We start from the raw sequence: 11,412 nt of genomic DNA on the forward strand, positions 1-11,412 counted from the left end.
CATATATGGAAATTGATGGATTGTTCAAACGACCCAAAAATCCGAGACAGGTCAAGAAATGGATCATAACTGCTCTGATGGTGGTGTTTACTGCATTCTTCATCATAAAATACAACGAGAAGGTATTTTATGTTGAGAATTCAGGCTTCTTAACTGCGGGGCTTTCATATGCCATCAGATACATCCCACTGGTTATTATTACCGCCGTTGGCGGTAATATACCGGGGGTCATATGCGTCCTTTTAGTTTTCCTTCACAGATCTTATGCCAGCAGTTCTTTTTCCTATATGACATTTATTTACCTTCTTGTTGTTTGTGTAGTTGATATACTGGCGAGAAAAAGGTTCTTTGGTAAGTGGCAAAAAGTTCTTTTAGCATCGGTGTTCCTGCAGATTTTGGCAGGCAATTTCTGGGGCATTATCCTCATATTTTTGAGCAATGAGGGGGTAGAAGCCTTAAGCCTTAAGCAGCAGCTGTTTTTCTTTCTTAATGAGATGCCCGGAAGTCTTTTGGCATGCTTTATTGTCTTTTTTATCTTTAAAAAACTTCCGGACAGAATCAAAGTTCTTTTTGGTAACGGTAAGTACTATGTGGATCCTTCGATTTTATCCGAAGACGACAGATATACCGTTGAGGGCAGATCCAGGATCGGTCTTATCGTTATGAATATCATTATATTTGAAGCTTTGCTCATTGGCATTGCAGCAGAGCTGGCTTCAAACACAATTCTTCCCATAATAAAATATGAGGACGATGCGCATCCTTTTGTCAGTGAGGTTTCGCTTGCGGAGTTAGGCAGTGCCAACAGAATAGAGGCAGTTGTCAGCAGGCAGATGGAAAGGGAATTCAGATCGGAGAGAAATGTCTTTGCAGAGCAGGTCAGCGGACAGCGAAAGTTCGATTACAGATTCAGTGTTCAGCTGGCTATGCTTATTTCCGTTGTTGTAATTCCTCTGGCTACCTTTTTAAACAGATATGCCCAGTGGAGAATTGCAAAACCCATAAGAAGACTGTCCAAGGCCATGTCAAATATCTACAATTCAAAGGATAGCGATCTGAATGCGGCCGTTGCCGGCATTCATAATCTTGAAGTTACAACCAAGGACGAGATAGAGGACCTCTATCACACAGCTGACCTTACGGTGTACAGACTTGTGGAATACATTGAACTGGTAAAGACAAGGCAGAACATCGAGGACCAGCTTCAGATAGCAAAGTCTGCAAGTGAAGCCAAATCAAGGTTCTTGTCAAGTGTATCCCATGAGATCAGAACTCCTATCAATGCCGTTCTTGGCTTTGATGAGATGATCCTGCGTGAAGCGACGGATGAGAATATCTTAAATTATGCCAGGGATATCCAGGGGTCCGGTAAGACTCTTTTGGCACTTATCAATGATATCCTTGACTTTTCCAAGATCGAGGCCGGCAAAATGGAGATCATACCTGTGGAGTATGAGCTTTCATCCTTACTAAATGACGTTTATAACATGTCGGATGTAAGGGCCAAGGAAAAGAATCTTGAGCTGAATATCCACGTAAATGAGAATATTCCTCATATTCTTTTTGGCGACGAGATAAGGATAAAACAGTGTATCATCAACATTGTCACAAACGCTGTTAAATACACTGAAGTCGGATCTGTTCTGATAGATGTTGACTATGAGGAAGTTGAGCCGGAGAATCCTGAATTTAATGACGTAGAAGATATCCTCCTTAAGGTCAGAGTTCGCGATACCGGAATTGGCATAAAAGATGAGGATATGGGTAAACTCACTTCTGCATTTGAGAGAATTGATACCAGGAAGAACAGGACAATTGAAGGAAGCGGTCTTGGAATAAACATTGTTGTTAGCCTTCTGAAAATGATGAATTCAAAGCTTGATGTTGAAAGCAAATACGGTGAGGGCAGCGAATTCTCTTTTGCAATAAAACAGCGCGTAGTGGAATGGGAACCTGTAGGTGACTTCGCAAAGAGAGCCGGAGAAGCTTCAAAAGAGGCAGGTAGGTATCAGGAAACCTTCCATGCTGAAAATGCAAGGATACTGGTGGTTGATGATACCAGAACAAATCTTACGGTAATAAAAGGTCTTTTAAAGCAGACGCTGATGCAGGTTGATACGGCAACCAGTGGAATGGAGGCCTTAGAACTTGTAAGGCATAATAAGTACAACGTCATTTTCCTTGATCACAGAATGCCCGAGATGGACGGCATCCAGACCTTCCATGCAATGGGCGAGATGGAGGACAATCTGAACAAGGATACTCCTGTTGTGGCGCTTACGGCCAATGCAATCTCTGGATCAAGAGAGATGTATCTGGGTGAAGGCTTCGCAAATTATATGTCTAAGCCTGTTGATCCTGCCAAACTCGAAGAGATGATCCTGAATTATCTGCCAAAAGACCTGGTTACAATGTCTACGGATAAGGAATTTGAGGCAGCAGATACAGGGGTAGATGAAGAAGATAAAGGCGCTTTCCAGGATCTTTTAAAGATCACCGGTATCGATATCAATGCAGCCATTGAAAGGTGCGGTTCTGCGGCTCTTGCCAAAGACGTAATGAAGGATTTCTGGCTGGCCATCGATGAGAGAGCAGGTGCTATTGAGAAATATTTTACAGAAAAAGATATTAAGAACTACACCATTTATGTTCACGGCTTAAAGAGTTCAGCCAGAGCAATCGGTGCGCTTGATCTTTCAGAAAAAGCTGAATATCTGGAGAGCTGCGGAAACAGCCAGAATATGGATGAGATAAATGCTCTGACGCCGGATCTTCTATCTTTGTACAGAAGTTATATAAAAAGATTTGAACCGCTTTTTGCAGAGGATGATGAGCAAAAGCCGGAAATTAGCATAGAAGACCTTGAGGGAGCCTTTGCCTCAATAAAAGAATTTGTATCGGCTTCATACTTCGACAGTGCGGACGATATCATGCAAATGCTTGATGGATACGCCATTCCGGAGGATTATAAGGAGAAATATCACGATGTAAAAAGACTTCTGGCAGCAGTTGACAGAGATGGACTTTTAAATATATTGTAGAGTAAATATAAGTGAGAGGCACTTGATGATGGATAAGAGAGTACTGCTTATAGGAACAGTAAAGAGCTTCATGGTTAATGCTATCATGGTTGGACTTGAGAAAGAGGACTTCCAGGTGGAGTTTGTATTGCCTGATGACAAGGCTATCATGGCAATGGAAGATAAACCTAAGGTATATCTTCTCTATCTTGGAGACTTTAGAGTTGATAAGGCCGAATTCTTGAATTACCTCAACGTGGCAATAGACTCTGAACGCTTCATGCTCTATCTCATTGGTAATCAGGAGGAGCTTCAGTTTGCATCATCCATCATTCCAAAGGAGAAGATTCAGGAGACTTATCAAAGACCTCTTGACGTCAAGCTTCTTGCTCAGAATCTGAATGTAGTATTTGACTACAGCGCTCTTGATGAGAGCCAGAGGAAAAAAATCCTCATCATCGATGACGACGGCGCTATGCTTAGAATGATGAAGACATGGCTCTCTGTTAAGTATCACGTTTATATGGCAACTTCAGGTAAGATTGCACTTTCCTTCCTGGCACAGACCCCGGTGGATCTGGTCCTTTTAGACTATGAGATGCCCGTCATGAACGGCCCGGAGGTTTTAAAGTCAATAAGAGAGATGCCTGCTATCAAGGACACCCCGGTTATCTTCCTTACAGCCAAGGATGACAAGGAAAGCGTAATGAAAGTTATAAGCCTTAAGCCTGCCAAATATCTTTTAAAATCTATGCCGAAAGATAAGCTCATCAGCTCAATCGATGACTTCTTTACAGTCCTGGAAAACAGGAAAAAATCTAATTAAGGGAAAAGGTAAATTTTCATGGTCTCCAAACTTATTGACAAGATTCAAAAGACAAACGCCCCGATTGTGGTGGGGCTGGATCCAAAGCTCGATTTTATCCCGGACAGGATAAAGGACAAGTGCTTTGAAGAAAAGGGAAAAAATCTTGAAGGCGCAGCAGAAGCCTTCTGGCAGTATAATAAGGAGATCGTAGACAATATTTATGATATTGTTCCGGCAGTTAAGCCCCAGATAGCCATGTACGAGGAACTGGGAATTCCGGGACTTATAACCTACAAGAAGACTGTTGACTACTGCAAGGAAAAGGGACTTGTTGTAATTGCGGATGTAAAGAGAGGAGACATCGGTTCAACCTCACTTTCATACGCACAGGCACATTTGGGAGGAGTAAAAATCGGGGATTCTACCTTCAGTGGCTTCGATGCAGATTTCGCCACAGTAAACCCCTATCTTGGAACAGACGGCGTTAAGCCTTTCATAGATGTATGCAACACTGCAGACAAGGGAATCTTTGTGCTGGTCAAGACTTCCAATCCATCCAGCGGAGAATTCCAGGACAGACTTATAGATGGAAGACCACTCTATGAGATAGTCGGTGAGCAGGTGGAGAAGTGGGGCCTTGAGTCCATGGACGGTTCCTACAGCAACGTCGGTGCAGTGGTTGGTGCTACATATCCCGAAATGGGCAAGATACTAAGAGAGATCATGCCTCATGCCTATATCCTTGTTCCCGGCTATGGCGCACAGGGCGGTAAGGGAAAAGACCTTGTTCATTTCTTTAACAAGGACGGACTTGGAGCAATCGTCAACTCCTCAAGAGGTATAATCGCCGCTTGGAAGAGCGATTCTTATAAAGAGTTTTCTGACGGAAGAGTTGGAGAAGCTGCAAGAGCAGCTGCTCTTGATATGAAAAAAGACATTGAAGAAGCATTACAAAGGAGAGTATAGTTATGGAGAGGTACAAGGAAGAATTTATCGAGTTTATGGTGGACAGCAATGTCCTTAAGTTTGGGGATTTCACACTTAAGAGCGGAAGAAAGTCACCATTTTTCATGAATGCCGGAGCATATGTAACAGGCGCTCAGCTTCGTAAGCTTGGCGAGTACTATGCAAGAGCAATCCATGACACCTATGGTCTTGAGTTTGATGTACTGTTCGGACCTGCTTATAAGGGAATTCCGCTTGCTGTAGCTACAAGCGTTGCTATCAGCGAGCTCTACGGAAGAGAGATCAGATACTGTTCTAACAGAAAAGAGATCAAGGACCACGGCGATAAGGGTATCCTTCTTGGATCAAAGCTTCGTGACGGCGACAGAGTCCTGATCATCGAGGATGTTACAACATCAGGTAAGTCCATCGAGGAGACGGTTCCCATCATCCAGGCTCAGGCTGACTGTGATATAGTTGGTCTTATGGTTTCCTTAAACAGACAGGAAAAGGGACAGGACTCAGACATGAGTGCTCTTGATGAGATCAAGGAAAGATATGGTTTTGGCGCTCATGCTATTGTTAACATGTCCGATGTTGTTGAATATCTCTACAACAGACCGATTGATGGAGAAGTTCTTTTAACAAAAGACATTAAGAAACAGATTGACGAATACTACGCTGAATACGGCGCTAAATAATCAGGAGGCTTTTTATGGACGAGCATGTATATAAGGTTTTGGGAGGATCAGGGGCTCTTAATATTGCCTTTGGAATCATCTCTATCACAGTAGGACTTGCAACAGGAGTTCTTCTTATCATCAGTGGAGCCAAGCTCCTTGGATCAAGGAAGAAGATCATTTTCTGATATGAAAAAGTTTAAGTTTCGCATCAAAAAATTTGAACCGGTCAGAGACCGTTATATGTTTACCGATAACAGACATCCCGAGAAGGGCGTAATGTCCGCAATCTTGGGATGTATATCGGTTACAACACTGGCTTTTGCCGTTGTATTTACATACAGGGACGGAGGCCAGGCGCAGATCAGATACGCCGCAGCGGCTTTAGTTGCGGCCATTTTTTCTGTTGTGGGAATTGTTCTCGGAATAATGTCAAGATTTGAACGAGATATCTTTAAATTGTTTCCCAATCTGGGAATAATACTGAATCTGATATCAATCATATTTGTTGTTTTTTTGTTAATTTTGAGCTTTTTGTAGTGCACAATATTTAGTATTATGGTATGATACGTGTGACTAGATATAGGAGGATACAATGCCAAAAGTAGGAATTGTAATGGGCAGCGATTCAGATATGCCCGTAATGAGTAAGGCAGCAGAGGTTCTTGACAAGCTCGGTGTTTCTTATGAGATGCGCATCATTTCAGCGCACAGAGAGCCTGATGAGTTCTTTGAGTATGCCAAGACCGCTGAGGAAAAGGGCTTTAAAGTTATCATTGCAGGAGCAGGTATGGCAGCTCATCTGCCGGGTATGTGCGCTGCAATCTTTCCGATGCCTGTTATCGGAATACCTATGCACACCACTTCCCTTGGAGGAAGAGATTCTTTGTACAGCATAGTTCAGATGCCTTCGGGTATTCCTGTTGCAACTGTTGCTATTAATGGCGGAGCAAATGCAGGACTGCTTGCTGCTAAGATTCTGGCAACATCTGATGATGAGCTTTTGGGCAGGCTCAAAGACTACTCAGCTTCCCTTAAGGATGCGGTTGTTGAGAAGGACAAGAGACTGCAGGAAGTTGGATACAAAAATTATTAATTTGAATATGAGGAGTGAATGATGGCACTGGATTACAAATCAGCTGGGGTAGACATTGAAGCGGGCTACAAGTCCGTTGAACTTATCAAGGATTATGTTAAACAGACAAACAGGCCCGAGGTATTAGGCGGACTTGGAGGATTTTCAGGAGCCTTTTCCATGGCTGCGATCAAGGACATGGAGGATCCGGTTCTTTTATCCGGAACAGACGGTGTCGGCACCAAGATCAAGCTGGCATTTCTTCTGGACAAACATGACACTATCGGAATTGATGCCGTAGCAATGTGTGTTAACGATGTTGCCTGCGCAGGCGGCGAGCCATTATTCTTCCTTGACTATATTGCCTGCGGAAGAAACATTCCGGAGAAGATAGCTGCAATCGTTAAGGGTGTTGCTGAGGGCTGCAAGCAGTCTGAATGTGCACTTATCGGTGGCGAGACAGCTGAGCATCCGGGACTTATGCCGGAGGATGAGTACGACGTAGCAGGATTTACTGTAGGCGTTGTAGACAGAAAAGACATGATAGACGGCAGCAGCATCAAGGCCGGAGATGTACTTATCGGCGTTGCAAGCAGCGGCGTTCACTCAAACGGATTTTCACTGGTCCGCAAGGTCTTTGACATGACCAAAGAAAACCTTGAGACTTACGTGGATGAACTTGGACAGACACTTGGCGAGTGCCTTCTTACACCCACAAGAATATATGTAAAGATGATGAAGTCCCTTAAGACTTCAGGTGTTAAGGTTAAGGGCTGCTCACATATCACCGGAGGCGGATTCTATGAGAATATTCCGAGAATGCTTCCCGATGGTATCAAGGCAGTTGTTAAAAAAGACAGTTACGATATCCCGCCTATCTTCACTCTTATGCAGAAGAAGGGCGGAATCGATGAGAAGATGATGTACAACACTTTCAACATGGGACTTGGAATGGTCCTTGCTGTTGATAAGAATGACGCAGAGGCTGCTCTGAAGGCTATTGAGGCTTCCGGAGAGAAGGCATGGATCGTAGGCTCCTGTGAGAGCGGCGATAAGTGTGCAGAGCTGGTTTAAGAGGAAGAAGCCAATGAAAATTGCAGTTCTGGTGTCTGGGGGCGGTACTAATCTTCAGGCTATTATAGATGCTATAGAGAATAAAACCATTACCAATACTGAGATTTGCCTTGTATACAGCAACAATCCAAATGCTTATGCTCTTGAGAGAGCTAAGAAGGCAGGGATAAAGAGTGTATGCAAGAGCCCTAAGGAATTCGAAAACAGAGAGGACTTTAACAAAGCTCTTTTACAGATTCTGAAAGATGCTGCTCCTGACCTGGTAGTACTGGCAGGATGCCTTGTTGTAATTCCGGATATTGTTGTCAGGGAATTTGAGGGAAGGATCATAAACATTCATCCTTCACTGATACCATCCTTCTGCGGAACAGGCTACTATGGCCTTAAGGTTCATGAGAAGGCTCTGGAGAGAGGTGTAAGAGTATCGGGAGCGACGGTTCACTTTGTGGATGAAGGCACAGATACAGGACCTATCATTTTACAGAAACCTGTCATGATCAGACAGGACGATACACCGGAAGCTCTTCAGAAGCGTATCATGGAACAGGCTGAGTGGAAGATACTTCCCATGGCGATTGATCTGATCGCCAATAATAAGGTTCAGATCAGGGGAAACAAAGTATTTATAGAAGGGTATGAAGAGGAGACAGTTTTCTGATGAAAGTTTTGATTGTTGGCGGAGGTGGACGTGAACATGCAATTGCCGAGGCGGTTTCAAGATCAGCCAAGGTGGACAAGATCTACTGCGCACCGGGTAACGGTGGAATAGCAGAGCTTGCAGAGTGTGTGCCCATCACTCCAATGGAATTTGATAAGCTCACTTCTTTTGCTAAGGAAAAAGAGATCGATCTTACCATTGTCGGAATGGATGATCCGCTGGTTGGCGGTATTGTAGATGCATTTGAGGCTGAGGGACTAAGGGTATTCGGACCTCGCAAGAATGCAGCTATCCTTGAGGGAAGCAAAGCTTTTTCCAAGGACCTTATGAAGAAATATAACATTCCTACCGCAGCTTATGAGACCTTTGATAATGCGGAGGATGCTCTTAAATATCTTGAGAGTGCCAAGTTCCCGATTGTTCTTAAGGCCGATGGTCTTGCTCTTGGAAAAGGCGTTCTCATCTGCCAGGACCTTGAGGAAGCAAAGGCCGGCGTTAAAGAGATAATGCAGGATAAGAAATTCGGAGATGCAGGAAATCACATGGTCATCGAAGAATTCATGACAGGCAGAGAGGTTTCTGTACTGTCTTTTGTGGATGGTAAGACCTATAAACTCATGAGCAGTGCCCAGGATCACAAGAGAGCCGGCGATGGGGACACAGGTCTTAACACAGGTGGAATGGGTAACTTCTCACCAAGCCCCTTCTACACAGAGGAAATTGACAAGTTCTGCCGCGAGAATATCTATGGCAGGACAGTTGAAGCCATGGCCAAAGAGGGCAGAGAGTTCAAGGGAGTTATCTTCTTCGGACTTATGCTGACAGAGGATGGACCTAAGGTTTTAGAGTATAACGCAAGATTTGGAGATCCGGAAGCTCAGGTAGTGCTTCCGAGACTTAAAACTGATATAATAGATGTTTGTAATGCCTGCATAGACGGAACACTGGAAGACCTTGACCTTGAGTTTGAGGACAAGGCAGCAGTATGTGTTGTCCTTGCAAGTGACGGATATCCACTTAGCTACGAGAAGGGCAAGCTCATCAAGGGACTTGAGAACTTTAAGGGGAAGGATGGATATTACTGTTTCCATGCAGGAACAAAAAAGACAGCCGAAGGCATTGTTACAAATGGCGGTAGAGTACTTGGCATAACAGCTAAAGGGGACACTCTCTCAGAAGCCCGTAAGAAGGCTTATGAGGCTACAGAGTGGGTAGACTTTGAGAATAAATACATGCGTCATGACATTGGTAAGGCGATTGATGAAATGGAGGAGTAAAAAATGAAAAGACTAGGAAAGAGACTTATGTCGCTTGGGCTTTCAGCCATATTATCAGCGACAATGTTCGTATCAATGGGTGTTCAGGCACTTGCCTACACAGAGACTACAGGAACAGTTGCAACCTCAAATGTTAAGGTAAGATCTGAGGCAAGCACAACTGCTTCCCAGATTTCAAGCCTTAGAGAGGGAGACACAGTTGAGATCATCGATGAGGCTACGGATGCTTCCGGATATGTATGGTACAAGATCCGTGTAAACAAGACGGATAAGGGCTATGTAAGAAGCGACCTTATCAAGAAGTCCGGTGATTCATCAGCTAAGGCTACAACCACTACTACAACAAATACTACACAGAACAATGCTGCTGCAGCTTCACTTCCTGCAACAACAGTAACTGCAACAGATACAAAGACTGCAACCATCACACAGGACAGCGTTAATGTCCGTGAGGGTGCAGGAACAGCTTACAACTCAGTTGGTAAGGTTACAAAGGGCGATACAGTAACCATTACCGGCGAGGCAACAGGCTCAGATAACAAGACCTGGTATCAGGTAACCTTCGGAAGCAGCAACAAGACAGGCTTTATCAGAAGCGATCTCTTAGAGGTAAACGCTGATGCTCCTGCAGAGAACCCAGAAGGTGCTGAGGGCGAAACTCCTGAAGCAGTAGAGGGTGAGAACCCTGAAGGAACTGAGGAAGGCCAGTCAGAAGAGGGCTCACAGCCTGCAGCATCAAATGATGCAGGTGACGGACATTACTCACTTGTATATCTTGAGGACGGTGAGAATGGTTCAGTTTGGTACCTCTATGACAACGTTGAAGGCTACAGAGTTAAGGTAAATGAACTCATCGATGCAGCTAAGAGCAGTGATGAGGTTAACAAGCTCGTTAAGACAAACAACAACTACAAGACAATCCTTATCATCCTTGCAGTTGTTATCGCAGCACTTGTAGTAGGACTTATCCTTCTCGCACTTAAGCTTCGTGATTCTCTCTACTATGAGGATGAAGAAGAGGAAGAGTACGATCGTTATTCACAGTCTTCCAGAAGAAGAGCTCGTGAGGAAGATGACGAGGAAGAGCGCAGACCTGCAAGAAGAGCTACAGCTGAAGAGAGAACAGTAAGACCAAACAGGGAAGAAGCTACAGCAAGACCTACAAGAAGACCCGCAAGAGAAGAAGATGCTGAGGAACGTCCTGTAAGACCAAGAAGACAGGCAGCTGAGTATGATGAGGAGCGCCCGGCAAGAAGAACAGCCGAGGAGAGACCTGTAAGAAGACCTGCAAGAGAAGAGGCTGAGGAGCGTCCCGTAAGAAGACCTTCAAGACCTGAGGCAGATGAGCCCAGAAGAGAAGAAGCTCCAAGACGTAAGACAAAGAACTTCATCGGCGATGATGACGACTTCGAGTTTGAGTTCCTTGATCTTGACGATGATAAGTAAATAATGCGACAGATGATCTGTCTGCTGAATAAAAGACCCTCCGCTGGTGCGGAGGGTCTTTTTGCGCCTTGCGGCTGAGGTGAGAAGACGGTGATATAGCTGATATCCTGATAGCCCCGCTGTGCGTGCATTGTAGTTTATATATACGCCAAAGTCCAGAGCTGCCCGGGCACTTGAGGGGCAGCGCCCAGCGTACTGCCTCCGGACTTCGGCGCATATATAAACATTACGGTCTGTAAGCGGGGCTTGGGATATGGGGATTGAGGAGGAGCGCGATTTATGGCAGGAGGAAGGGTGTTGGCAGATTGACAGGTAAAAGCTTGCACAAGGTACTGTTCCGGGCTGAAATTTATGGCAGGGAGGAAGGCTTGTGGCAGATTGACAGGTAAAAAGCTTGCACAAAACCTTTTCTCAAGCTTTGTTTTATGG

General features: G+C 44.6%; 11 protein-coding genes. All 11 read left to right on the forward strand.

The window, feature by feature from the left end; all coding sequences use genetic code 11:
* Positions 1-5 precede the first annotated feature (5 nt).
* From G632_RS21535 to G632_RS0117230, 11 genes are read left to right on the forward strand one after another with little or no spacing between them, the layout of a single operon-like run.
* Complete coding sequence (locus G632_RS21535) at positions 6-3,041, forward strand: response regulator (protein WP_022770767.1); 3,036 nt, start codon at positions 6-8, stop codon at positions 3,039-3,041.
* 25 nt (positions 3,042-3,066) lie between these two features.
* On the forward strand, positions 3,067-3,846 hold the full coding sequence (locus tag G632_RS0117185; RefSeq protein ID WP_022770768.1) for a response regulator: 780 nt from the start codon (positions 3,067-3,069) through the stop codon (positions 3,844-3,846).
* Positions 3,847-3,864: 18 nt separating this feature from the next.
* Positions 3,865-4,794, forward strand: coding sequence for an orotidine-5'-phosphate decarboxylase (gene pyrF / locus G632_RS0117190; RefSeq protein WP_026512676.1), 930 nt, complete (start codon positions 3,865-3,867; stop codon positions 4,792-4,794).
* A gap of 2 nt (positions 4,795-4,796) precedes the next feature.
* Complete coding sequence (pyrE, locus tag G632_RS0117195) at positions 4,797-5,474, forward strand: orotate phosphoribosyltransferase (protein WP_022770769.1); 678 nt, start codon at positions 4,797-4,799, stop codon at positions 5,472-5,474.
* A 14-nt stretch (positions 5,475-5,488) separates the two neighbouring features.
* Entirely contained in the window at positions 5,489-5,641 is a 153-nt protein-coding gene (locus G632_RS22220) for a hypothetical protein (protein ID WP_022770770.1), read from the forward strand.
* 1 nt (position 5,642) lies between these two features.
* On the forward strand, positions 5,643-5,993 hold the full coding sequence (locus G632_RS0117205; protein ID WP_022770771.1) for a DUF6142 family protein: 351 nt from the start codon (positions 5,643-5,645) through the stop codon (positions 5,991-5,993).
* Positions 5,994-6,048: 55 nt separating this feature from the next.
* Complete coding sequence (purE, locus tag G632_RS0117210) at positions 6,049-6,549, forward strand: 5-(carboxyamino)imidazole ribonucleotide mutase (RefSeq protein WP_022770772.1); 501 nt, start codon at positions 6,049-6,051, stop codon at positions 6,547-6,549.
* A 27-nt stretch (positions 6,550-6,576) separates the two neighbouring features.
* On the forward strand, positions 6,577-7,602 hold the full coding sequence (gene purM, locus G632_RS0117215; protein WP_026512678.1) for a phosphoribosylformylglycinamidine cyclo-ligase: 1,026 nt from the start codon (positions 6,577-6,579) through the stop codon (positions 7,600-7,602).
* Between the two features lie 13 nt (positions 7,603-7,615).
* Positions 7,616-8,260: a phosphoribosylglycinamide formyltransferase gene (gene purN, locus G632_RS0117220; protein WP_022770774.1), complete on the forward strand. Its 645-nt coding sequence runs from the start codon at positions 7,616-7,618 to the stop codon at positions 8,258-8,260.
* Positions 8,260-9,537, forward strand: coding sequence for a phosphoribosylamine--glycine ligase (gene purD / locus G632_RS0117225; RefSeq protein WP_022770775.1), 1,278 nt, complete (start codon positions 8,260-8,262; stop codon positions 9,535-9,537). Before purN ends, purD begins: the two co-directional genes overlap by 1 nt.
* A gap of 3 nt (positions 9,538-9,540) precedes the next feature.
* A complete protein-coding gene (locus G632_RS0117230) occupies positions 9,541-10,983 on the forward strand; it encodes an SH3 domain-containing protein (RefSeq protein WP_022770776.1) in 1,443 nt (480 codons plus the stop codon).
* Positions 10,984-11,412: the final 429 nt, after the last annotated feature.

The sequence above is a fragment of the Butyrivibrio sp. NC2007 genome, from assembly GCF_000421405.1.
Classification (GTDB): Bacteria; Bacillota; Clostridia; order Lachnospirales; family Lachnospiraceae; genus Butyrivibrio.

What these genes read in the sequence shown, in the direction of transcription:
- G632_RS21535 (WP_022770767.1), top strand. Translation starts at nt 6, where the DNA reads ATGGAAATTGATGGATTGTTCAAACGACCCAAAAATCCGAGACAGGTC.
- G632_RS0117185 (WP_022770768.1), top strand. Translation starts at nt 3,067, where the DNA reads ATGATGGATAAGAGAGTACTGCTTATAGGAACAGTAAAGAGCTTCATG.
- pyrF (WP_026512676.1), top strand. Translation starts at nt 3,865, where the DNA reads ATGGTCTCCAAACTTATTGACAAGATTCAAAAGACAAACGCCCCGATT.
- pyrE (WP_022770769.1), top strand. Translation starts at nt 4,797, where the DNA reads ATGGAGAGGTACAAGGAAGAATTTATCGAGTTTATGGTGGACAGCAAT.
- G632_RS22220 (WP_022770770.1), top strand. Translation starts at nt 5,489, where the DNA reads ATGGACGAGCATGTATATAAGGTTTTGGGAGGATCAGGGGCTCTTAAT.
- G632_RS0117205 (WP_022770771.1), top strand. Translation starts at nt 5,643, where the DNA reads ATGAAAAAGTTTAAGTTTCGCATCAAAAAATTTGAACCGGTCAGAGAC.
- purE (WP_022770772.1), top strand. Translation starts at nt 6,049, where the DNA reads ATGCCAAAAGTAGGAATTGTAATGGGCAGCGATTCAGATATGCCCGTA.
- purN (WP_022770774.1), top strand. Translation starts at nt 7,616, where the DNA reads ATGAAAATTGCAGTTCTGGTGTCTGGGGGCGGTACTAATCTTCAGGCT.
- purD (WP_022770775.1), top strand. Translation starts at nt 8,260, where the DNA reads ATGAAAGTTTTGATTGTTGGCGGAGGTGGACGTGAACATGCAATTGCC.
- G632_RS0117230 (WP_022770776.1), top strand. Translation starts at nt 9,541, where the DNA reads ATGAAAAGACTAGGAAAGAGACTTATGTCGCTTGGGCTTTCAGCCATA.